Consider the following 21,012-nt stretch of genomic DNA (forward strand, 5'->3'; position numbering starts at 1 on the left):
GCAGGGGACTCGTACGCCGAAAGCTCCGGCAGAGCCAGCAGGTTGACGTCGTCCACGTCGCGCAGCGCCTGGACACCCGTCTTGCGCGCCTCGCTGCCGATGAGGTCGCGCGGCCCGGGCGGGTCGCCGTCCTTGCCGCCCTGCAGCGGGAAGACCGGCGGGTTGACCGAGGCTTCGAGACCGAGGTCGTTGGCGCACTCGCCGACGAAGCGGACCACATCGTCGGGGTCGACGGACCCGGCGACGACCTGGAGGCGCCGGCCGAAGGCGGTGACCTCGGCTCCGGCGAAGGCGTGCTTGCCGGGGGCGTCGGGCAGCGCGCGCAGCTTGCGCTCCAGGAGCAGGGCGAGCTCGGTGACACTGGCCGGGGGCTCGCCGTCGTGGTCGGGCTCGTAGAGCGTGAACTCGCGCTCCACATCACCGATCTTGACCTTCAACTCGACATTCAGATCGGGCAGTTCGGCCGCGAACGGCTTGGAGACCGTGCCGGAGGGGTCGGGCCGGTCCTCGTCCAGGGCCTTCACCCGGACCAGCGAGGAACCGGCGCCCACGACCGTCTCCACGAAGCGGCCGTGACCGCTGTGCATCGACAGTCCGGTGAAGGACTCGCGGGCGCCGCCGCGTGCGTCGAGGATGTGCAGATTGAAGGTCTTGTCCGGCGTCGGGGTGTCGTGATCGACGGCCACCCGCAGGCCCGAGCCCCATACGCCGGGCTCCTTGGCGTGCACCTCGAGCACCGGGCACTCGCTGTGCCCCTCGGTGGAGTTGAGCGTGACGCAGGCTTCCTCGCCGGTGCCGGCCTTGGCCACACGGACGATCACCGCGACCGTGCCGCCGTTCCCGAAGAACTGGTGCACCGCGTAGCTGACAGCGCTCTGCGAGGTGAGTCCGCCGAAGCGGCGCTCGAAGTCGGCGAAGCTGGTGATCCGCACGGGTTGATTGAGCGGACCCCGGCGGGTGTGCCCCACGAACGCGGTCACCGAGGTGGTGACGGAGGCGATGGTACGGATGCTGCTGGGAAGTTCTTCGATGTATACGCCGGGATAGCCCATGTGCGTCGGCATTCCCCCTCCATTCCCTTCGCGCGCAACAGGAGATGAGGAGGGGAGGTGAAGAAGCCGCACGTATGCGTCGAGCATGCATACGCGCTCTTCACTGCAATCCCCCGTCACACACCCCGTGCGATATCGGTCTCGCAGGGCCATCGGCATGTGCCTGTGCTTGTGGCTCCTGATGCATGAGTGCCAATAGGAAGTCTGGTTTGCACCTGGAGGGCGGGTCAAGGGGCCGATTCAGTCATCGGGCGATCATCGCCGGAGGAGTCGGTGACGGGTGATTTGACGTGGTCGGAGGGATATCGCTGGCCGAATATGAAGAGGAATTCACGATCACTTCACAGGAAAATTGGATCAGGGGTGGGAAACAAGCCGAATGCAGCTGGTCGCGGCGCGCCGCCTTGTGTCCCTTTGCAGGCCAAATGGGGCTTACTGGGTGGGGTACTTGGAGGCGTCGCTGACGGGCACGTCCGGGTTGCGGAACCAGGAGCCCTGCACCGCCCGCTGAATGAGCATCAGGATGGCGCCGATCACCAGGGCGCCGATGCCGATGACGGAGACCCCGCCGGTGTCGCCGATCCAGGGCAGGTCGATGACGGTGGTGCCGTACTCGGGGTCGGCGTAGACGCTGAAGGCCGCGTAGCAGAAGAAGTACAGGAGCATCAGGGCGCCGAGGAGCGGCAGAACACCCTTCAGCCAGAAGTTGGCGGCGCTGCGGGTGAGGACCTTGCGGAAGTACCAGACGCAGGCGAAGCCGGTCAGTCCGTAGTAGAACGCGATGCCCAGGCCGACCGAGGCAATCGAGTCCTCCAGGACATTGCCGCTGATGGCCGTCAGGCCTGCGTAGAAGGCGATCGACGCCAGTCCCATGGCGACCGTCGACCAGGTCGGGGTCAGGAAGCGCGGGTGTACACGCGCGAAGACCGCGGGGAGTGCCTTGTGTGTCGCCATCGAGAAGCTGGTGCGGGCGGTGGGGAGAATCGTCGTCTGCGTGGAGGCCGCGGCCGATGTGAGCACCATCAGGACCAGCAGCTTCGACAGGAACCCGCCGAATCCTTCCGTGCCGAACACATCGTCGCCGAAACTGCCCAGCACGTCCCCGGAGTTGTCGGGGTTGGCCAGGCCGATGCCCTTCTCGCCGATACCGGCGAAGGCCTGGGCCGACGTGGTCACCAGCAGGTAGATGCCGAGCAGCATGACGGTGGAGATGACGGCGGCGCGGCCGGGGGTGCGCTCGCGGTCGGCGGTCTCCTCGTTGACGGAGACGGCGGTGTCCCAGCCCCAGTAGATGAAGACGGCCAGCAGGACGCCTTGCGTCAGGGCGCTGGCGGAGTCGATCTCGAAGGGGTTGAACCAGGAAGCGGACACGTGCAGGGACTCCGCGTGCGGGTTGTCGCCGTACACCTTCACCAGCGCCGTGATGGAGAGGATGGCGAGTAGTACGAGCTCGATGCTGAGCAGCCACTTCTGAAGGAATGCGGAGATCTCGATGCCGACGTAGCAGATGAACGTCATCACGGCGATCCAGATCACACCCGCGAACATTGTCCACCAGCGGCTTTCGGCCACGCCGTCGGCTCCGACCAGCTGGAATCCGTACTGGCCGGCGATCTGCGCCAGATTCGCCATCACGATGATGTCGGCGATGATGATGCCCCAGCCGCCCATCCAGCCCGTGCGCGGTCCGAAGGCCCGGGCGGACCAGCTGAAGGTGGTGCCGCAGTCGGGGTCCACGGCGTTCATCGCCTTGTAGGCGTAGGCGATGAAGAACATCGGGACGAATCCCAGGATCACGATGACCGGTGACTGGAGCCCGACGGCGAGGACGATGAAGCCGAGCGTGGCGGCCAGGCTGTACGCGGGAGCCGTTGAGGCGAGGCCGATGGCCACAGAGGAGACAAGGCCCAGCGCGCCGCGCTTGAGCCCTTTCTCGCCTACCGCGGATGTCTGCGTCGGCACGGAGCCGGGAGGCCCGCCGGGAAGTCTTTGCATGGTGCGGCCTTTCGCCCAACGGCCACGCGGAATGCGCAGAAGCATCGTTACTTTCCGTGATACACCCGTTTGTGGATGATCGAAAGTCGGGACGCCTTTCGGCAATCGAGGGAAAGCGCTCTCAGTCCGCGCTCCCGAAACCCCGGACCCGGCTACCGTCCCGATTTCTGGGGCCGGCCGGCCGTACCGCGGCGATTCTCCCAACTGGCCCGGCCTCGGGGAGATGGAGCGGTCACCTGGGAGCCGCCGAATACCCCGGCGCTCTGACCGGCTTCCTGCTCGGTTCGAACCAGCCGCCGTCGTCCGACCCGGACTCCGGCTGCGTCGCCGCCCGGGGCGCCGGGAGAGCGAGCGGCCGGGTCCGGGCTTCGGGATCGATCCAGGTGACGGGGCGGGGGTCGAGGAACTGTTCCGAGTGGGAGACATGTCCGCGCCGCTGCACCGAGGTTGGCAGCGGGTCACGAATAAGTGATGCCGCGGGCAGGCCGGACTCGTACAGCAGCGCGGCCGTCTCCTGGACGAACATCACGGGACCGCACAGATAGACGGTCTCGCCAGGCCACTCCCGGCGCCCGCTCAGATTGCTCTGCAGCCGTTCGGCGGCCCGCGTCCTGCCCTCGTCGCGCTCCTGGTACCACCAGTAGGCGCTGAGACAGGGGTGGGCGCGCAGCAGTTCGACCAGTGCGTCTGAGTCGTAGAAGTCGGCCTCGCCGCGCGCCACGACGTCGACCCGGATACGGGGCGAGGGTTTGCGGGCGAGTAACTCCTCCAGGACCGACTTGACCGGGGCCCAGCCCGTACCGGCGGCGATCAGTGTGACGGCCGGGGTGCCGGGCGGCGGGGCGAGCGCGGAGCCCGAGGCGCCGCCCAGCCGGAATATCTGGCCCGGCTCGGTGCGGTCGCACAGCACATTGCTCAACAGGCCTTCGTCGACCCGGCCGACATGGAATTCGAGTACACCGTCGCGGTCTGGGTGGCCCGCCAGGGAGTAGGGCCGCCACACGCCCGGCAGGTCGGGGTGCTCGATCGTGGCGTACTGGCCGGGGAGCCACGGGTAGTGGGCCGACGGTGCGGCACGGATGACAGCCGTGTGCCCGGCGTGCAGCCGGTGCGAGACGATGGTGGCCTCCCACGAGGCGGGCTCGCCCGCGGCGAGAGACAGATGGGCGCCGCCGGTCATGGCCTCGGCGGCGCCCGTGTAGACCCGATTCCAGGCAGCTTCGGTCCGGTCGTCCCAGAAATACGTGCTGTGGTACCGGACGGCGGCGACGAGACTCTCGCCCACCGCCGTGTAATCGTCGTCCACTATCCCGAACTTGCGGTGATCCCGGCCGAGCCGCTCGAGATGGGACGGGAGACCGGGGTGGTCGAGATGGTCCACGACATGCACCAAGGCCGTGAACAGACGCTCGTACTGATCGTCCATCACGGCCGGAAACAGCGGGCGCAGCTCCGGATGATGGCTGAAGAGATGCGCGTAGAAGTAGCGGACCACGTGGGAGGCCCGTCGTCTGACCAGCTCCAGGCTCGCTCTGACCACATCGATGTCGTCGTTCATGGGTATCCCCCGCGCCCTTGTGAAGCACCGACCGCCCGCGCGGGGTCAGGGGGCGGCCTCGTTGCGCGCCGTCTGAACGCGCGTCAAAAGTGCTGAGCCAGCGCACCGTATCAACTCATGGGCGATGTCGAGCTGTTGAGGCGTAAATTATGTCTCGACTGGAACATTCCCCTTCCGGCAGGGAGGCGGGGGAGCCGAGGCGGCTGCCTAGATGCCCTGCCAGTCAGGCTTTGCGGCATAGGTGGCGCGAAAGTAGTCGGCGAGCTTGAGGCTGGAGGCCGCGGCCTCGTCCACGACGACCGTGGCGTGCGGGTGGAGCTGCAGCGCCGATGCGGGCACCAGCGCGGACAGCGGGCCTTCGACGGCGAGCGCCACGGCGTCGGCCTTCGACTCGCCGGTGGCCAGCAGGACCAGATGGCGGGCTTCCAGGATGGTGCCGATGCCCTGGGTGATCACATGGTGGGGGACCTCGTCGAGGCCGTTGAAGAACCGGGCGTTGTCCTGCCGGGTCTGCTGGGTCAGCGTCTTGATCCGGGTGCGGGAGGCGAGGGACGAGCAGGGCTCGTTGAAGCCGATGTGTCCGTCGGTGCCGATGCCCAGCAGCTGGAGGTCGACGCCGCCGGCCTCGGCGAGCGCACGGTCATAGGCGAGGCACGCTGCCGCGACGTCCTCGGCGGTGCCGTCGGGGCCCATGAAGGAGGCCTCGGTCAGGCCGAGGGGTTCTATCACCTCGCGCAGGACGACCGAACGGTAGGACTCGGGGTGTCCGGACGGCAGTCCGACGTACTCGTCGAGCTGGCAGATCCTGGCCCGGGAGGCGTCCACCTTCGAGGCGCGTACCTTGGCCGCGAGGGCTTCGTAAATGGGCAGCGGAGTTGATCCCGTGGCGACGCCCAGAAGAGCGTCGGGCTTGCGTCGCAGCAGGTCGGCCATGGCTTCGGCAATGAGCTCGCCGCCGGCGGCGGAGTCCGGAACGATGACAACTTCCACGAAGATCCCTGTCTCTGAAGGCGCAAGTGGTGTAGACCAATCTACCTGGTGAGAGGGGCTTCTGTCGCGCGCGGCAGACGTACCCCGGGTGAAACCTGACGGAAATCCCCGGTGCGAGAGCGCCTCTACGCTCGGATCAGGACGCCATGGGAGGTGAGCGGGTGGTCACCGGCCTCGGACCGCACGCATCGGACCGGAGCAGGCTGCGCTCCGTGAGCGAGGACGACGTGCAGCTGCGCCACCAAGTGGTGCACGGCTACCGCCGCGCGTACCGGATCGCCGGAGAGGGACCGGCGCTCCTCCTCATCCACGGCATAGGGGACTCCTCGGCCACCTGGGTGGACCTCATTCCGGGACTGGCACGCAGATACACCGTCATCGCACCCGATCTCCTCGGCCACGGGGCCTCGGACAAGCCGCGCGCCGACTATTCGGTGGCTGCCTACGCGAACGGCATGCGCGATCTGCTCGGCGTACTGGGCATCGACTCGGCCACCCTCGTCGGCCACTCGTTCGGCGGCGGCGTCGCCATGCAGTTCGCCTACCAGTTTCCCGAGCGCACCGAGCGGCTGGTCCTCGTCGGCGCGGGCGGGGTGGCCCGCGACGTCAACCCCGTCCTGCGGGCCGTCTCCCTCCCGGGCGCCGACCTGCTGCTCTCGACGCTCTCGCTGCCGGGGATGCGCACGGTCACCGGCCTCTTCACCGAGCTGATCAGGCGGCTGGACACCGACCTCGGACAGGACGCCCCCGAGCTGCTCAACCTGGTGGACGCGCTGCCGGACGCCACCTCGCGCAGTGCGTTCATCCGGACGCTGCGGGCGGTCGTCGACTGGCGGGGCCAGGTCGTGACCATGCTCGACCGCTGCTATCTGAGTGAAGGGATGCCGACCATGCTGCTGTGGGGATCACGCGACAGCGTGGTGCCGGTGGAGCATGCGTACGGTGCGCACGCGGCGATGCCCGGAAGCCGACTGGAGATCTTCGAGGGCGCAGGCCACTTTCCCCATCACGTCGACCCGACGCGCTTTCTGGCACTGGTCGAGGAATTCGTCGAGACGACCCGGCCGGCCGACTGGACTACGGACCGCTGGCGCGAACTGTTGCGGGCGGGGCGCGGGGGCGAGAGCGACCTGCGGATGACGAGCGAGCGCAGCGCGACATAGCGGCGCGGTTCAGAACGATTCAGAACAGGGGCAGCTGGCCCGGGAAGTCCGGCACGACGGCGCCGTCGAGATCCGGCTGCAGAGCCGGATCGAACGGCGCCTGACTCCGGGACCCGGGACAGGAGACGAGCTCGGCTGCCGTCCGCGCGCCCGCAGGGTCATGGCGGGCGAACCGCCCGGCGACGACGGCGATTTCACGGCGGCACACGGGGCAGCGGCGACGGGGAGCGGACATGGCTCCAGTCTGCCAGCCCGGACCGACAGGGCAGCGGCGCGGCGGGCGCACGCCGGGAGGGCACTGACGTACCCCTCGCCCGCGTCGGCCGGCTACGGCGGAGTCGGCAGGACTTCAGCGCACCGCGGTCAGCCGGGCGGACGCCACGACGTTCCCGTCGTAGCCGGTCTTCTTCGTGTACCCGCCGCCGCAGGTGATGACCCGCAGCTCCGGCCGAGGCGTGTCCCGGTAGATCCGCTCCGCGGGGAAACCCTTCTTGGCGAAGACCTGGACGGCGTAGACGGCGAACACCGCCGTACGTCCGTCGCCGCGCAGGATCTCGATGCGGCTGCCGCGCTGGAGCGAGCCGAGCGAGTAGAAGACGGCCGGGCCCGCCGGGTTGTCGACATGGCCGACGACGACGGACGTGCCCCGTTCGCCGGGGCTGACCGCGCCCCGGTACCAGCCCGCGAGATTGCTGTTCTCCAGGGGCGGCGCGTCGACCCAGCCGTCGGCGTCGAGGCCGACCTCGGTCAGCGGGGTGTCGACTTGGAGCGACGGGACGGCGATCCGGCGCGGCGGGGAGTGGGGGAGCGGGCCGGGCGCGGCAGGAAGAGGGTCGGCCACGCTCTTGTGCGCAGGGGCGGCGGCGCGGGGCTGGGGTGGGCCGCCGGTCCCCTCGCCTGCTCCGTTGCGTACGAGAAAGAGCCCGAGCAGCAGGACACAGGCGAGCGTGAACCAGGTGCCGCGTCTGCTGGACGTGGGCATGGGCCTTCCCTTGGGTCAGCTGCCGTTCCCGGTCGGGCGGCGCAGCATCAGGACACCGCCACCGGCGAGCGCGCCCGCGATGAGCGCGGAGCCGACGCCGATCTGTGTGGGGCTCAGATCGGCGAAGCTGCCGCCGGTGCCGCCCTTCACGCCTCCGCCGGGCTTGACGGGCCGGAAGGACTTGGCAGGCTTGGCGGGTTCGACGGGCTCCATGGGCCTGGCGGGCTCAGCCTTGCCGGTCGTTTCGGTCGCATCGTTTGCTTCGGCCGTATCTGTTGGTTCCGTGAACTGAGTCGACCCGGTGTGCAGGTCCGACCCGTCGGCGGCGGTGAGGGGCGCGGTGCCCGTCCCGCCGAGGCAGTCCGAGGTGATGTCGTACCCGGCCTCGCACTCGGTGGCGTTGAGGGTCCCTGTGTCGCCCTGCGCGGCGGCCGTGGGCGGGAGAGTGGAGCCGAACGAGGTGATGCTGCTCCCGTCGTCGGCGAGGGCGGCCGGGGCGCCGAGAGCCAGCGCGGCGGTGCCGATCAGGGCGAGGGAGGCGACATTTATCGCACGCATGGTCAGTTCTCCATGTTCCCGAGGAGCCATGGCGGAAGGTTCGGCGAAATGGGATAAATGCCCCTCGTAGAGACTGACGCTAGGAGGGCAGAGGGGGGTGGCGCATGTGGCGCGGGGCGCACGGGAGCGGCGTGTCGCCCCCGTCGGGCACCGCGGCCGTGACGGTCGTGCCAGGTCACGCGGCATGCCCGAGCGCCCCGGCCGAACCGACTCCTGCGCCGCGACGGCCGGGGCCACCGGGGTGACGGCGTCACCCGTACGGAAGGTGTTCCTCGGCGCAGTGCACGTCCCGGGCCCGTCAGCCCTCCGGGCGCCGCAGGCCGCGCTTGTACGCCTTTGCGAGCCGCTGCGGTACGCGGTACTCCGAGCCGTCGATCGTGACGGGCACCAGCTGGGGCGTCGCAATCGGGCTCGCCCCTGCCCCGGCGGCCTGCCGCCCCGGGCTCACACCTTCCGGTAGTCGTACGCCTCCGAGGCAGCTGCCTCCACCGCGTCGAGATCCCCGCCCGCCGACGCGGTCACCACCGCGGCCACCGCGCCCTCCAGGAAGGGCGCGTCCACCAGCCGTGTCCCGCCCGGGAGTTCATCGCCCTCGGCCAGCAGCGCCTTCACCGTCAGTACGGCACTGCCCAGATCGACGAGTACGGCCACCCCCGCGCCCCCGTCCACCGAGGCCGCGGCCGCCGAGATCAGCTCCGAGCTGGTGCCGAGGCCGCCGTCGGGCGTACCGCCCGCCGGGGCGACGGGGGCGGTCGGGCCGCCGCCCGCGAGCCCCTTGGCCAGTTCGGCGACGGCCGCCGCCACCTCCTTGCTGTGCGAGACCAGGACGATCCCGACGGGCTTGCCCTCGCTCATCCCGCGACCTCCGCGGCCTCGGCAAGCGCCGCGATCAGCAGCGCCGATGAGGTCGCCCCTGGGTCCTGGTGCCCGATGCTGCGCTCGCCCAGATAGCTGGCCCTGCCCTTGCGCGCCTGCAGCGGTACGGTCGCGAGCGCACCCGCTTCGGCCGCCTCGCGTGCTGCCGCGAACGAATCGGTACTGTCGCCGAGCGCCTCGACCGCCGGCTCCAGCGCGTCCAGCATCGTCTTGTCCCCGGCCGTGGCCCCGCCGAGCTGTGCGACCGCCGCCACTCCCGTGCGCAGGGCATCGGCCAGCTGCCCGGGCGTCACCTCGGCGTCGTCGCCGAGCGCCTTGCCCGTACGCCGCAGCAGCGTCCCGTACAGCGGACCCGAAGCCCCGCCCACCGTCGAGATCAACTGTCGCCCCGCCAGGGTCAGTACGGCCCCGGGCGTCTGTGGTGCCTCCTTGTCCAGGACCGCGATCACCGCCGTGAACCCGCGCTGCATGTTGGTGCCGTGGTCGGCGTCGCCGATCGCCGAATCCAGCTCGGTGAGCCGGTCCGCCTCACGGTCCACCCGGGCCGCGGCTGCCGTCAGCCAGCGGCGGAAGAAGTCGGCGTCGAGCACATGCACTCCCTGGGGTGAGTCCTACGGGGACAGTTGGTTCAGCTGGTTCAGCGGCCCCAGCGCAGGGCGGCCGTCTCCACCGGTGCGTCCCACAACCGCAGCAGCTCCTCGTCGACCTGACAGAGCGTCACTGAACAGCCGGCCATGTCGAGCGACGTCACATAGTTCCCGACGAGGGTACGGACGACGGGCACCCGGCGCTCGCTCAGCACCCGCTGCACCTCGGCGTTGAAGCCGTACAGCTCCAGCAGCGGGGTGGCGCCCATGCCGTTGACGAGCACGATCACCGGAGAAGTCGGCGGCAGGTCCTCCAGCACCGCGTTCACGGCGAAGTCCGCGATCTCGCGCGAGGTCATCATCGGGCGCCGTTCGCGGCCCGGCTCGCCGTGGATGCCGATGCCCAACTCCAGCTCGCCCGAAGGGAGATCGAAGGTCGGGCTGCCCTTCGCGGGCGTCGTGCTGGCGCTGAGCGCGACGCCGAAGCTGCGGGAATTCTCATTGACCTGCCGCGCGATCGACTCGACCCGCTCCAGCGGCGCGCCCTCCTCGGCGGCCGCACCGGCGATCTTCTCGACGAACAGGGTGGCGCCGGTGCCGCGCCGACCCGCCGTGTAGAGGCTGTCGGTCACTGCCACATCGTCGTTCACCAGCACTTTGGCGAGGCGTACACCCTCGTCCTCGGCGAGCTCGGCGGCCATGTCGAAGTTGAGGACGTCGCCCGTGTAGTTCTTGACGATGAACAGCACCCCCTCGCCGCTGTCGACGGCGGCGGCCGCCCGCACCATCTGATCGGGCACCGGACTGGTGAAGACCTCTCCCGGGCATGCCGCGGCGAGCATCCCGGGCCCGACGAAGCCGCCGTGCAGCGGCTCGTGCCCCGAACCGCCCCCGGAGACCAGCCCGACCTTCCCGGCGACGGGAGCGTCACGCCGCACGATCACCCGGTTCTCCACATCGACGGACAACTCCGGGTGTGCCGCCGCCATACCGCGGAGGGCATCGGCGACGACGGTCTCCGGCACATTGATGAGCATCCTCAACGGTTCCTCCTGGGAAGGTTGGCGGCCAGGCCCCTGAGCAGGGTTCTTCCTGGTCTGCGCTGCTCTGACGAGGGCTTCCAGTATCGAAGAGGCAGGAGCGATCGGGAAGCGACGCGTCGAAGATGGCGCACAGATCCGTTGCCGCCACGGTGCGCCGCGCTCGCCACCGAGCCGCTCCTGTCGAAAGGGCGACCCGGCGAGCGAATTCGCTCACACGTTCGATGTCTGGCAGGATGCAGGAATGGCGATGGAACGTGACGTCTGTTCGGAGGCAGGGGCCCGTGATCCTGGGTCTTGGCCGCGCGAGGCCGGGATCCCCGGCGATCTGTTGGTGGCCAAGGCGCTGGTGTATGACCCGAGTGGGTTCGCGTGCGCATGGCCGGTGCCTGAAGCGGAGAGCGCCGAGTACGGGGCATGCGAGTTCACGCTGGACGGCTTCTCGGTCAGGTTCCGGGTGGCCAAGACGACTCCGACGAAGGTCGGTCAGTTCGTCACGGTGTGGGAGAGGTCCGCGAGCGGGCCGATCCGGCCCTTCGACGCTGAAGATCCGGTTGATCTGTTCGTCATCAGCACTCGCGACGGCGAGCGGTTCGGACAGTTCGTCTTTCCGCGAGACGTGCTCTGTGAACGGGACATCGTGTCAAGGAACGGGTCCGGCGGGAAACGGGCATTCCGTGTCTATCCGCCATGGGTGACGACCACCAACCGCCAAGCCCGCAACACGCAGACGTGGCAGTTGAAGCACTTCCTGCAACTGTCCGGAGAAGGGCCCATCGACACCGAGCGCGCCCGCGTGCTCTATCACGCCTGAGGAAACCCTCGGGATCCGCGGCGAGTTGGCAGCCGTGCCCGTGGCCCGTTGCCCGTGACACAGAGACCACACGCGTCACGTCTCATCCCTTTCCGAGCTGTCCACCCGGACGGGCCCCGGCCTGTCCCTGTGCTCCACGGTCGTCCTGACCGATCGCAGCGCGGCCCGCAGGACGACGCCGACGCCCGGTGAGACGAGCGTCCAGTAGCGGCCGAAGCGGGCCGTGGACTCCGGGTCGGTGCAGGCCGTGCGCGCCTCGTAGACCAGCAGGGAGCGCCGCGTGCCGTACGGATGAACGGTGAAAGCGGCCGCCATCTTCGCCCAGCCGGGCTCGTCGAAGGCGGTGAACGCCTCCGGCTCGATGCGGCGCCATTCGATGGCGGGCTTCCATACCTTGCCGACCGCTCCGAAGACGAGTTCCCGTCGTGGGGTCTCGCCGAGCGCCACCCAAGGCTGGCCCTGTTCATGCTTGTCGGTGGCGTCGAAGAGATCGGCCACCCGCATCGTCGGCGGCGTCGGCACGGGGCGGCTGCGAAGCCGGTCCGGTACCCCGCGCGCCCACATGACCATGTCGAACAGCGGCGAGTTAATGGTGAGCAGGTCCAGCTCCCGCGTGGCCTCGTACACCGCGGAGGGCGGGGCTGTGATCATCACGCATTCCAGGCGGGTGAACCGGAATTCCGGCAGCGCCCCGTCGAGCAGCAGGGGAGCGGTGGCCGTATCCGTCGTCGGGTCGGCGTTCATCAGAACCTCCCAGGTCCGATACGTGCCCGATGCCTCCAGTGTGAGGTGGCACCCCGACCGGCGCAGGGGCCGCATGGTCCCGGTCTCAGCCGGAAACCGGGTCTGACCAAGCGCCTGCGCGCCCGGCCTCGCTCCGGACGCGCAGGTGTGTGCGGCTCCTGGCGGATATGCGCTCAGGCATGCCGCACCGGGATGGTCCGGTGCCCGCCTTCGTCTCCGGCACCGGGACCCTGATGGTCAGCACGCGTGCCGCGCTCGGCACGCAGCGTCGGGACGCCTTCCGTCTTCCAGTGTCACGCCGGACAGGTGGCCCTGGCGAACGCCGAGGACGCGCGTCTGCCCGACGCGGTCGCGCGGCCGTCCACGCGCACGCCCTGCCGCGAGGTGGCTCCGGCGGTGGACGCCGGGCCGTCGTGCGACGCTGTGATCAGTTTCGCGCCGAAGCCGTGGCGGGAGCGGTTCCGCCCGCAGGACGGCGAGCGGCGGCGCGGGGCCGAACGTCCCGGACGTGGGCCGAAGCGCCCCTCCTCGCCGCCCCGCGCACGGTGGGACGGTGACAGCAGCAACGCCTTCGATCAGCCCGAAGAAAGGTGGTGGGGACGATGGAGCTGCCCCTCGTCGTGGGTGTGGACGGCTCGGAATCCAGCCTGAAGGCCGTGGACTGGGCGGTGGAGGAGGCTGCACGGCACGGTCTTGCGCTGCGGCTCGTGTACGCGTCCCTCTGGGAGCGCTACGAAGGGCAGACGCCTTCGTCCAGCCTCGACCGCCCCACCGACGAGGTGCTCGCGGACACCATCGTCGCCACCGCCGCGGAGCGCGCCCACCGGCGCGACCCGGACGTGAAGGTGACCACCGCGGTGCTGCCCCAGGAGGCGGCGACCGCGCTGCTGACCGAGGGGCACAACGCCTTGGCGGTCGTCACCGGATCACGTGGCCGCGGGGAACTCGCCGGTCTGCTGCTCGGCTCGGTGAGTCTGGCGGTGGCGGCAGGTGCAAGCTGCCCGGTGATCGTCGTACGGGGCGACGCGGCGGCCCTGTCGGCCGCCCATGGGCGCATCCTGCTGGGCATCGGCGAGGCGGCTCGCGGATCCAGTGCGGTGGGCTTCGCCTTCCGCGAGGCGGCGGCACGGGGCTGCACCCTCGATGCCGTACGCGCCTGGCGCTGCCCCGCACACGAGACGCCCGACCATTCGCTGCTCATCGGCGACGCGTCCGCGTACCACGAGATGCGGGCTGCCACTGTGGTCGACGAGGCGCTGGGCGGTGCCGTGGACGATCACCCGGATGTCCTCGTGCGCCGGACCACGCTGGAGGGACAGGCCCGCAAGGTACTGCTCGACCGGTCGGCCGCCGCGGACCTGCTGATCGTCGGAGCCCGGCGCAGGGAGGGACACTTCGGCCTCCAGCTCGGCCAGCTGGCCCACGCCGCACTCCATCACGCCGCATGCCCGGTGGCCGTCGTACCGCAGCGGGTGTGAGCCGCGCTGCGGGCCGTGGCAGCGGTGGCGTCCGCGCACGCTCAGCGCAGGGGCGCCGGGTGAGTACCGCCCATGTCCAGCCTGAAGGGCGGGTACGTGTCGGTCATCAGGAGCGCGTACGCGGCGACCCGCAGAACCCACCGGTTGAGACCCATGACGAGGTCGAAGATGTCCCTCGGGTACTTCTCGGTGAAGGCGAGAATGACACCGGCGATGACGGCCAGCACAGCGATGAGCCCCCCGTCCCACCAGCCGGCGTGGAAGCCGCCCGCGAAGAAGCCGATCACGATGTACTGCGGAATGGCGAGCAGCCACCATTTCACCAGGACAAGGCCACGAGACAGCCGCTCCGGATAGGCGATGTCCAGTCGGGCCGGATAGCCGGGCTCCTCGCCGAGGCTGAACGGCGGGTAGCGGTCGGTGGCCAGCGCTCCGTATCCGTAGTACGAGACCCGCCACGTCCAGCGCAGAACTCCGAGGGTGAAGTCGAACAGCGGCCGGGGATAGCGCTCCGTGATCAGAATGGCGAAGAAAGCGACCACGCTGACCAGGAAGACGGCTACCCAGAGGAAGAACAACATGATGTAGTGCGGGATCAGCATCAGCCACTTCACCAGCCAGAGCCAGCGTGACAGCGGTGCCTCGAGCACCGCATCCACTCTCACCGGGTCGTACGCCGCCGGAGTCGTCGTCATGGCTGTCAGCTCCTTCCTCCACGTGCCCTCGTAGATCAAGGGCTGATTCCAGCTTGCGCGCGCCGGGCGCCCCGGTCATGCGGAGGCCGGCCGCGGGTGGGGCCCGTCGGCCCCCGCAAGAGGCTCCACGTCCTTGTGTTCCGGACCGCCGAGGACGACTTTCAGCGCGCCCGTGTCGGCCGCCTTGGAGAAGACGTCGTACGCCTCCTCGATCTGCGCGAGCTCGAAGCGATGGGTCGCGAGAGCGGACGCCGGCAGCCGGCCGGCCGCCAGCATGCCCAGCAGCAGCGGTGTGGAGTACGTGTCCACGAGACCGGTCCTGATGGTCACGTTCTTGATCCAGAGCTCTTCCAGGTGAAGCGTCGCGGGCTTCCCGTGCACGCCCACATTCGCCACGCGGCCTCCTGGCCGGACCACACGGGTGCAGAGTTCGAAGGTCTCGGGGACACCGACGGCCTCGACGGCCACATCCGCCCCGAGTCCCTCGGTCAGGTCCGAGACCAGCGACTGCGGTCCTTCCGCCGCGTTGACGACGGCATCCGCGCCGAGTTCACGGGCGGCGTCCAGCCGGGACTCGGCCAGGTCCACGGCGATGATCCTTCCGGGGGAGAACAGCCGCGCCGTGGCGATGGTGGCGAGTCCGATCGGCCCCGCCCCGACGACCACGACGGTGTCGCCCGGCAGCACACCTCCGTTGAGTACCCCCACCTCGTACGCGGTGGGGAAGATGTCGGACAGCAGTACGGCGTCGCTGCTGTGCACCGCCGCGGGAAGCGGGTGGACGGAGAAGTCGGCGAAGGGGACACGTACGTACTCGGCCTGGGTGCCGTCGATCAGGTGGCCAAGCACCCATCCGCCGTTGCCGCGGCACTGCCCGTACATCTGCTCGCGGCAGTAACGGCAGCGGCCGCAGGGGGAGATGCAGGAGACGAGCACCCGGTCCCCGGGGCGGACCGTGCGGACGTCACTGCCCGCCTCGACGACCTCGCCGACGGCTTCGTGTCCGAGGACCGTGCCCGGGGTCACCTCGGGTACGTCGCCCTTGAGGATGTGCAGATCCGTACCGCAGATCGTCGTGGTGTCGACCCGGACGACGATGTCCGTCGGCTCCTGGATGCCCGGATCCGCCACCTTGTCCCATGAGGCCTGGCCCGGGCCATGGAAAACGAGCGCTTTCATGGTGTTCCTCTCCTCATGTGGTGCGCCTGATCCCGTCCCCACCAGCGTGTTCCGCGTGGTGCGGGGGCGCACAGGGGCCGTCCGGCCCAAGGGCGGGGCATCCGGGCCCCTGCCGGGTTGCCTCGCCGCCCGCGCGAGCTGGGTGCAAGGTTGAAGACGACCACCCCAGGCCCCGTACGCGGCCCCGAGGGACGGAGACGGCAATGACCACGATGTCCACGCTGCTGAACGTCCTGCCACCGGAAGGCCGGGACCGGCTGATGGAACTTGCCGAGGAGAAGGAGTTCCCGGCCGGTGCGCGCATCTTCGAGGAAGGCGGCCGCGCCGACCACTTCTGGATCATCCGCAGCGGGACCGTCGATCTCGACCTGCATGTGCCGGGTCGGCGCGCTGCCGTCGTCGAGCATCTCGGCCCGGGAGATCTGCTGGGCTGGTCCTGGCTCTTCCCGCCGCGCAACTGGCACCTGGGCGCCCGGGCGGCCACACCGGTCCGGGCCATGGAATTCGACGCCGTGAGCGTACGAACCCTGTGCGACGAGGATCCGGAGTTCGACCGGGTCCTCACGCACCGCGTCGCCGAGGTGATCGCGCACCGGCTGCAGTCTGCCCGCGGTCGGCTGCTCGACCTGTACGGGCCCTCGGGCGGCGAGGATGCGCGGCAGGACGACTGAGAGCCGGCGAGTCGGCGTCGTCGGAACCCGGCCGGCGGCGCCCCGTCTCCCGTGGGCCGCCCGCCACGGAGCACGTCGCTCACGATGTGCGGGCCGGGTTTCTTCAGAGGGCCCCTTCGGCGTTGAGCTCCTTGGCGATGTCGCGGGCCCAGGACCTGATCTGCTCCTCGTCGCGGAAGTCCCCGCCACGGCCCTGCCGGAGCAGCATTCTCGCGATCCTTCCCGTCGCGCCTTCGTCGAGCCGGCCGCCGAAGGTGACGTGTCCGCGGGCGTCGAGCCGCTCGGCGACGCGAACGGCACCGCGCACCGCGGGGATGTCGCGTTCGTGCGCGGACGCGTCGAGCGGACCGCTGCTGAACAGCCACACCGGGCGTCCGGTGAGCGCGCGTCGATGGCGCCGGGCGAAGCCGCGCGCCGGCCTGAGCCAGCGGCCCGCGTACAGGGCGCTGCCGAGCACCACGGCGTCGTAATCGCCGACGTCGAGCACTTCGCCGGCGGGACGGGCCACGGCAGGGACGCCCTGTTCGTCGAGGGTTTCGGCAATCGTGCGGGCGATCTCGGCGGTGGACTGGTTCTTCGTGGCGTATGCGACCAGGACGTTCGCTGTCATGGCTGATTCTCCTCTCGGATCCCGGGCTCAGTAGTGCGCAGCCGCTGACCCGGGGGCTGCCTCGGCTCCAGCCTCCGGCAGGGGGACGCCCGGGCCCATGGGCTGCTCGGTCATACGAGGGGGCCAAAGGTCCCCGACAGGGGCCGAACCGCCCCTCCACCGGGGCGGGTCCCCGGTGGGACCGTGCGGACAGGGACCTCACTCGAAGTCAGGCGAAAGCAGATGGAGATCATGGATCAGCCCCTGGTGGCCGGGACGCTTCAGCCCATGAGCCCCGCCGCATGATCGGGCACATAGGTCTGCAGATCCCGCGGCGGCCGCTCATAACCCGAGGAAGGGGGCCGCGGCGGGAGCGTCAGCGCCGGTGGCGGCACATCGCGGTAGGGCACGGTGGACAGCAGGTGGGCGATCATGTTGAGCCGTGCCCGGCGCTTGTCGTCGCTCTCGACGACGAACCATGGCGCCTCCGCGATGTCGGTGTGGACGAGCATGTCGTCCTTCGCCCGGGAGTACGCCTCCCAATGGGTGATCGACTCCAGGTCCATGGGGGAGAGTTTCCAGCGCCGAGTGGGGTCCTCGAGCCGTCGGCGGAACCGCTGCTCCTGTACTTCGTCGCTCACCGAGAACCAGTATTTGCGCAGCAGGATCCCGTCCTCCACCAGCATCCGCTCGAAGATCGGGCACTGGTGGAGGAAGCGCTGGTGCTCTTCCTTGGTACAGAAGCCCATGACGTGCTCGACACCGGCCCGGTTGTACCAACTCCGGTCGAAGAGGACCATTTCCCCGGCGGCGGGAAGATGTGCGGCGTAGCGCTGGAAGTACCACTGGCTGCGCTCGCGCTCGCTGGGCTTGGGGAGCGCGACGATGCGCGCAACGCGCGGATTGAGATGTTCCGTGACCCGCTTGATGGTGCTGCCCTTGCCGGCCGCGTCGCGCCCTTCGAAGACGACAACGAGGCGGGCGCCCTCGGCGCGCACCCACTCCTGGAGTTTCACAAGTTCCGTCTGCAACCGGTACAGCTCGCGTTCGTACAGCTCACGCGGCACTTTCGCGGGCTGCTGCGACCCCTTCTTGACTGCCATGCAACGACCTTATGGAGGAAATGATGATGCGCAAGGTCAAGGTCGAGGACCGCACGGTGCTGGGCGCCGAGGAGCTGAAAGCGCTCGACGCGCACTGGCGGGCCGCCAACTACCTCGCGGTCGGACAGATCTATCTGATGGGCAACCCCCTGCTGACCGAGGAGCTTCGACCCGCGCACATCAAGCCGCGGCTGCTGGGCCATTGGGGTACCTCACCCGGTCTCAATCTTGTCCACACGCATCTCAACCGGGTCATCAAGGCACGTGGTCTGTCCGCCCTGTGCATCTGGGGTCCGGGCCACGGGGGACCCGCAGTCCTCGCGAACGCGTGGCTGGAAGGCAGCTACAGCGCCGTCTATCCGGACGTGAGCCGGGACGCGGCAGGTATGGACCGGCTCTTCCGGCAGTTCTCGTTCCCCGGCGGTGTGCCCAGCCACGTCGCACCCGAGACGCCCGGCTCCATCCACGAGGGAGGAGAGCTCGGCTACTCGCTCGCGCACGCCTACGGCGCAGCGCTCGACAATCCGGAGCTCCTGGTCGCCTGTGTGATCGGCGACGGCGAGGCCGAGACCGGACCGCTTGCCGCCTCCTGGCACTCCAACAAATTCCTCGACCCGGCGGGCGACGGCGCGGTGCTGCCGATCCTCCACCTCAACGGCTACAAGATCGCCAACCCGACGGTCCTGTCCCGGCTGCCCGAGGCGGAACTCGACGATCTGCTGCGTGGATACGGCCATGAGCCGCTTCATGTCACCGGCGACGAACCGGAGCAGGTGCACCGGGCGATGGCCGCGGCGATGGACGAGGCGCTGGACCGCATCGAAGGGATCCAGCAGAAAGCGCGCAGCGGGGGAGAGCGGCAACGGCCGCGCTGGCCGATGATCGTGCTCCGTACGCCGAAGGGCTGGACCGGGCCCCACGAGGTCGACGGCGTCCCCGTCGAAGGAACCTGGCGCTCCCACCAAGTCCCGCTCTCCGGTGTACGGGACAATCCTCAGCACCTCGCCCAGCTGGAGGCATGGCTGCGCTCGTACCGTCCCGAAGAGCTCTTCGACGCCTCGGGCAGGCCGAGCCCGCAGGTGCTGGCCTGCGTCCCCATGGGCGAGCGGCGACTCGGCTCCACGCCGCACGCCAATGGCGGAGTTCTCGTCCGGGATCTGCCCGTACCCCCGCTGGAACACTTCGCCGTCCCCGTCGACAAGCCCGGCGCGACCCTGCACGAACCAACCCGCGTACTGGGCGGCCTGCTCGCACAGCTCATGGCCGACACGGCTGAACGCCGGGACTTCCGTGTCGTCGGACCGGACGAGACCGCATCCAACCGCCTTGACGCCCTCTTCGACGTCACCGGCAAGGCGTGGCAGGCACAGACCAGGGCCACCGACGAACACCTCACCCACGACGGCCGGGTCATGGAGGTGCTCTCCGAGCATCTGTGCCAGGGCTGGCTGGAGGGCTATCTGCTCACCGGCCGGCACGGACTGTTCTCCTGCTACGAGGCGTTCGTCCATATCGTCGACTCGATGGTCAACCAGCACATCAAGTGGCTCAGGACCGCCCGGTCGCTGCCGTGGCGTGCGCCCGTCGCCTCCCTCAACTACCTGCTCACCTCGCACGTCTGGCGGCAGGACCACAACGGCTTCTCCCACCAGGATCCCGGCTTCGTCGACCATGTCCTCAACAAGAGCCCCGAGGTCGTACGGGTCTATCTGCCGCCGGACGCCAACACCCTGCTGTCCGTCGCCGACCATGTCCTGCACAGCCGCGACTACGTCAACGTGATCGTCGCGGGCAAACAGCCCTGCTTCGACTGGCTGTCGATGGACCAGGCCCGCGCCCACTGCGCTCGCGGAGCCGGGATCTGGGACTGGGCGGGTACGAATCACGAACGTGAACCGGACGTCGTCCTCGGCTGCGCGGGCGACGTGCCCACCCAGGAGGTGCTGGCCGCCGCGCAGCTGCTGCGCCGGCACGTACCCGACCTCGCGGTGCGCGTCGTCAACGTCGTCGACATGACGAGGCTGATGCCCACGGAGGATCACCCGCACGGGATGGCGGACTTCGAGTACGACGCGCTGTTCACCCGGGACAAGCCGGTGATCTTCGCGTATCACGGCTACCCCTGGCTGATCCACCGCCTGGCCTACCAACGGGCGGGCCACCCCAACCTCCACGTCCGCGGCTACAAGGAGATGGGCACGACGACGACGCCCTTCGACATGGTCGTACGCAACGACCTCGACCGGTACCGGCTCGTCATGGATGTCATCGACCGGGTCCCCGGGCTCGGTGTACGGGCCGCGGCAGTACGCCAGGAGATGGCGGACATGCGCACCCGCCACCACGCCTGGATCCGCGAGCACGGCACCGACCTCCCGGAGGTCGCCGACTGGACCTGGACCGGATGATCGCGACGGCGACATGGCGCAACTCGGGCCCTGCGGGCGCCGGTTGGGCCGAGGCCGACTCGGGGCCGGGAATCGGATGGGTGGCGGCCTGCGCCACGGCGGGTGCGGCCAGGGCCCCCCGCCCATGATGATCAGCGCGGTCACGTCACGACTGGGGCGGCTCGTCGGACCAGCGCTGCTCGTAGGCATGGGCCCTGACGCGACGCGCGATGCGGCGCTCTCTGCTGAAGGCCGTGACGGTGCCGAAGGCGAGCGCAGCAGCGCCCGCGGTCAAGAAGACAGAGCCGAGGACATCGACGTCGACCCAGCTGAGGTGCCAGTCGACCATGTACCTGAGTATCGCTCCGAGGGCGATGAGGGCGAGTCCGCCGGCTGCGGTCATGAGCGGCCTCCTGGGGATGCGCGCCTGTCCGGTGCTCCCGGTGCCTCGTCCGGGACTCTCACGCCTCAGCCTGCGGGCTCGCACGGTAAATGTCCTGGCGGGGGCGTTGGTGATTGAGCCGATCGAGTGTCCGGCGCGCGGCGTGGAC

General features: G+C 69.6%; 20 protein-coding genes and 2 pseudogenes. 5 read left to right on the forward strand and 17 right to left on the reverse strand.

The genetic code is table 11. From position 1 onward, the window contains the following. The 4 genes and pseudogenes from OOK40_RS21800 to nagB form a co-directional block, all read right to left on the reverse strand. Positions 1-1,064 (reverse strand): annotated as a pseudogene (locus OOK40_RS21800) (phage tail protein); the annotation flags it as partial. A 420-nt stretch (positions 1,065-1,484) separates the two neighbouring features. Further along, positions 1,485-3,014: an APC family permease gene (locus tag OOK40_RS21805; protein WP_266484552.1), complete on the reverse strand. Its 1,530-nt coding sequence runs from the start codon at positions 3,012-3,014 to the stop codon at positions 1,485-1,487. Between the two features lie 265 nt (positions 3,015-3,279). Further along, positions 3,280-4,605 (reverse strand): globin domain-containing protein, encoded by a 1,326-nt coding sequence (locus OOK40_RS21810; protein WP_266484554.1) that lies wholly within the window; start codon positions 4,603-4,605, stop codon positions 3,280-3,282. 207 nt (positions 4,606-4,812) lie between these two features. Beyond that, the gene (gene nagB, locus OOK40_RS21815; RefSeq protein WP_266484556.1) at positions 4,813-5,595 is read right to left on the reverse strand and encodes a glucosamine-6-phosphate deaminase; all 783 of its coding nucleotides are present in this window, start codon (positions 5,593-5,595) and stop codon (positions 4,813-4,815) included. Positions 5,596-5,741: 146 nt separating this feature from the next. On the opposite strand from nagB, the gene OOK40_RS21820 reads away from it, so the two are divergent. Beyond that, entirely contained in the window at positions 5,742-6,758 is a 1,017-nt protein-coding gene (locus OOK40_RS21820; protein ID WP_266484558.1) for an alpha/beta fold hydrolase, read from the forward strand. Between the two features lie 19 nt (positions 6,759-6,777). Here the strand turns inward: OOK40_RS21820 and OOK40_RS21825 are convergent, their stop codons facing one another. The 7 genes and pseudogenes from OOK40_RS21825 to dhaK form a co-directional block, all read right to left on the reverse strand. Continuing rightward, positions 6,778-6,993, reverse strand: a complete 216-nt coding sequence (locus OOK40_RS21825; RefSeq protein WP_266484560.1) for a hypothetical protein — start codon at positions 6,991-6,993, stop codon at positions 6,778-6,780. A gap of 114 nt (positions 6,994-7,107) precedes the next feature. Next, on the reverse strand, positions 7,108-7,740 hold the full coding sequence (locus OOK40_RS21830; protein WP_266484562.1) for a class F sortase: 633 nt from the start codon (positions 7,738-7,740) through the stop codon (positions 7,108-7,110). A gap of 15 nt (positions 7,741-7,755) precedes the next feature. Beyond that, the gene (locus tag OOK40_RS21835; RefSeq protein WP_266484564.1) at positions 7,756-8,298 is read right to left on the reverse strand and encodes a hypothetical protein; all 543 of its coding nucleotides are present in this window, start codon (positions 8,296-8,298) and stop codon (positions 7,756-7,758) included. A gap of 298 nt (positions 8,299-8,596) precedes the next feature. Further along, positions 8,597-8,698 (reverse strand): annotated as a pseudogene (locus OOK40_RS21840) (50S ribosomal protein L32); the annotation flags it as partial. Positions 8,699-8,742: 44 nt separating this feature from the next. Then, complete coding sequence (locus OOK40_RS21845) at positions 8,743-9,153, reverse strand: PTS-dependent dihydroxyacetone kinase phosphotransferase subunit DhaM (protein ID WP_266484567.1); 411 nt, start codon at positions 9,151-9,153, stop codon at positions 8,743-8,745. Then, on the reverse strand, positions 9,150-9,764 hold the full coding sequence (gene dhaL / locus OOK40_RS21850) for a dihydroxyacetone kinase subunit DhaL (protein ID WP_266484570.1): 615 nt from the start codon (positions 9,762-9,764) through the stop codon (positions 9,150-9,152). Before dhaL ends, OOK40_RS21845 begins: the two co-directional genes overlap by 4 nt. Positions 9,765-9,811: 47 nt before the next feature. Further along, positions 9,812-10,804: a dihydroxyacetone kinase subunit DhaK gene (gene dhaK, locus OOK40_RS21855; RefSeq protein WP_266484572.1), complete on the reverse strand. Its 993-nt coding sequence runs from the start codon at positions 10,802-10,804 to the stop codon at positions 9,812-9,814. A 247-nt stretch (positions 10,805-11,051) separates the two neighbouring features. Between dhaK and OOK40_RS21860 the strand changes: the two genes are divergently transcribed. Continuing rightward, positions 11,052-11,615: a MepB family protein gene (locus OOK40_RS21860; RefSeq protein WP_266486480.1), complete on the forward strand. Its 564-nt coding sequence runs from the start codon at positions 11,052-11,054 to the stop codon at positions 11,613-11,615. A 75-nt stretch (positions 11,616-11,690) separates the two neighbouring features. Here the strand turns inward: OOK40_RS21860 and OOK40_RS21865 are convergent, their stop codons facing one another. After that, positions 11,691-12,359 carry a hypothetical protein gene (locus tag OOK40_RS21865; protein ID WP_266484574.1) on the reverse strand — a complete coding sequence of 223 codons (669 nt, stop codon included), beginning with the start codon at positions 12,357-12,359 and terminating at the stop codon, positions 11,691-11,693. A gap of 602 nt (positions 12,360-12,961) precedes the next feature. On the opposite strand from OOK40_RS21865, the gene OOK40_RS21870 reads away from it, so the two are divergent. Continuing rightward, complete coding sequence (locus OOK40_RS21870) at positions 12,962-13,837, forward strand: universal stress protein (RefSeq protein WP_266484577.1); 876 nt, start codon at positions 12,962-12,964, stop codon at positions 13,835-13,837. A gap of 41 nt (positions 13,838-13,878) precedes the next feature. Here the strand turns inward: OOK40_RS21870 and OOK40_RS21875 are convergent, their stop codons facing one another. Together OOK40_RS21875 and OOK40_RS21880 are read right to left on the reverse strand one after the other, a co-directional pair. Next, complete coding sequence (locus OOK40_RS21875; protein ID WP_266484579.1) at positions 13,879-14,532, reverse strand: DUF4389 domain-containing protein; 654 nt, start codon at positions 14,530-14,532, stop codon at positions 13,879-13,881. 75 nt (positions 14,533-14,607) lie between these two features. Next, positions 14,608-15,711, reverse strand: a complete 1,104-nt coding sequence (locus tag OOK40_RS21880) for a zinc-dependent alcohol dehydrogenase family protein (RefSeq protein ID WP_266484582.1) — start codon at positions 15,709-15,711, stop codon at positions 14,608-14,610. Between the two features lie 203 nt (positions 15,712-15,914). On the opposite strand from OOK40_RS21880, the gene OOK40_RS21885 reads away from it, so the two are divergent. Beyond that, complete coding sequence (locus tag OOK40_RS21885) at positions 15,915-16,382, forward strand: cyclic nucleotide-binding domain-containing protein (protein ID WP_266484584.1); 468 nt, start codon at positions 15,915-15,917, stop codon at positions 16,380-16,382. A gap of 103 nt (positions 16,383-16,485) precedes the next feature. On the opposite strand, the gene OOK40_RS21890 is transcribed toward OOK40_RS21885, so the two are convergent. Together OOK40_RS21890 and ppk2 are read right to left on the reverse strand one after the other, a co-directional pair. Then, the gene (locus tag OOK40_RS21890; RefSeq protein WP_266484586.1) at positions 16,486-16,992 is read right to left on the reverse strand and encodes a flavodoxin domain-containing protein; all 507 of its coding nucleotides are present in this window, start codon (positions 16,990-16,992) and stop codon (positions 16,486-16,488) included. Positions 16,993-17,252: 260 nt separating this feature from the next. Continuing rightward, positions 17,253-18,074, reverse strand: a complete 822-nt coding sequence (ppk2, locus tag OOK40_RS21895; RefSeq protein ID WP_266484588.1) for a polyphosphate kinase 2 — start codon at positions 18,072-18,074, stop codon at positions 17,253-17,255. 26 nt (positions 18,075-18,100) lie between these two features. On the opposite strand from ppk2, the gene OOK40_RS21900 reads away from it, so the two are divergent. Continuing rightward, positions 18,101-20,482 (forward strand): phosphoketolase, encoded by a 2,382-nt coding sequence (locus tag OOK40_RS21900; RefSeq protein ID WP_266486482.1) that lies wholly within the window; start codon positions 18,101-18,103, stop codon positions 20,480-20,482. Positions 20,483-20,627: 145 nt separating this feature from the next. On the opposite strand, the gene OOK40_RS21905 is transcribed toward OOK40_RS21900, so the two are convergent. After that, on the reverse strand, positions 20,628-20,864 hold the full coding sequence (locus OOK40_RS21905; RefSeq protein ID WP_266484590.1) for a hypothetical protein: 237 nt from the start codon (positions 20,862-20,864) through the stop codon (positions 20,628-20,630). Positions 20,865-21,012 lie beyond the last annotated feature (148 nt).

The organism is Streptomyces sp. NBC_01481 (assembly GCF_026339995.1).
In the GTDB taxonomy this organism is placed as follows: Bacteria; Actinomycetota; Actinomycetes; order Streptomycetales; family Streptomycetaceae; genus Streptomyces.

What these genes read in the sequence shown, in the direction of transcription:
- OOK40_RS21810 (WP_266484554.1), bottom strand. Translation starts at nt 4,605, where the DNA reads ATGAACGACGACATCGATGTGGTCAGAGCGAGCCTGGAGCTGGTCAGA.
- OOK40_RS21820 (WP_266484558.1), top strand. Translation starts at nt 5,742, where the DNA reads ATGGGAGGTGAGCGGGTGGTCACCGGCCTCGGACCGCACGCATCGGAC.
- OOK40_RS21825 (WP_266484560.1), bottom strand. Translation starts at nt 6,993, where the DNA reads ATGTCCGCTCCCCGTCGCCGCTGCCCCGTGTGCCGCCGTGAAATCGCC.
- OOK40_RS21830 (WP_266484562.1), bottom strand. Translation starts at nt 7,740, where the DNA reads ATGCCCACGTCCAGCAGACGCGGCACCTGGTTCACGCTCGCCTGTGTC.
- OOK40_RS21835 (WP_266484564.1), bottom strand. Translation starts at nt 8,298, where the DNA reads ATGCGTGCGATAAATGTCGCCTCCCTCGCCCTGATCGGCACCGCCGCG.
- OOK40_RS21845 (WP_266484567.1), bottom strand. Translation starts at nt 9,153, where the DNA reads ATGAGCGAGGGCAAGCCCGTCGGGATCGTCCTGGTCTCGCACAGCAAG.
- OOK40_RS21860 (WP_266486480.1), top strand. Translation starts at nt 11,052, where the DNA reads ATGGAACGTGACGTCTGTTCGGAGGCAGGGGCCCGTGATCCTGGGTCT.
- OOK40_RS21865 (WP_266484574.1), bottom strand. Translation starts at nt 12,359, where the DNA reads ATGAACGCCGACCCGACGACGGATACGGCCACCGCTCCCCTGCTGCTC.
- OOK40_RS21870 (WP_266484577.1), top strand. Translation starts at nt 12,962, where the DNA reads ATGGAGCTGCCCCTCGTCGTGGGTGTGGACGGCTCGGAATCCAGCCTG.
- OOK40_RS21875 (WP_266484579.1), bottom strand. Translation starts at nt 14,532, where the DNA reads ATGACGACGACTCCGGCGGCGTACGACCCGGTGAGAGTGGATGCGGTG.
- OOK40_RS21880 (WP_266484582.1), bottom strand. Translation starts at nt 15,711, where the DNA reads ATGAAAGCGCTCGTTTTCCATGGCCCGGGCCAGGCCTCATGGGACAAG.
- OOK40_RS21885 (WP_266484584.1), top strand. Translation starts at nt 15,915, where the DNA reads ATGACCACGATGTCCACGCTGCTGAACGTCCTGCCACCGGAAGGCCGG.
- OOK40_RS21890 (WP_266484586.1), bottom strand. Translation starts at nt 16,992, where the DNA reads ATGACAGCGAACGTCCTGGTCGCATACGCCACGAAGAACCAGTCCACC.
- ppk2 (WP_266484588.1), bottom strand. Translation starts at nt 18,074, where the DNA reads ATGGCAGTCAAGAAGGGGTCGCAGCAGCCCGCGAAAGTGCCGCGTGAG.
- OOK40_RS21900 (WP_266486482.1), top strand. Translation starts at nt 18,101, where the DNA reads ATGCGCAAGGTCAAGGTCGAGGACCGCACGGTGCTGGGCGCCGAGGAG.
- OOK40_RS21905 (WP_266484590.1), bottom strand. Translation starts at nt 20,864, where the DNA reads ATGACCGCAGCCGGCGGACTCGCCCTCATCGCCCTCGGAGCGATACTC.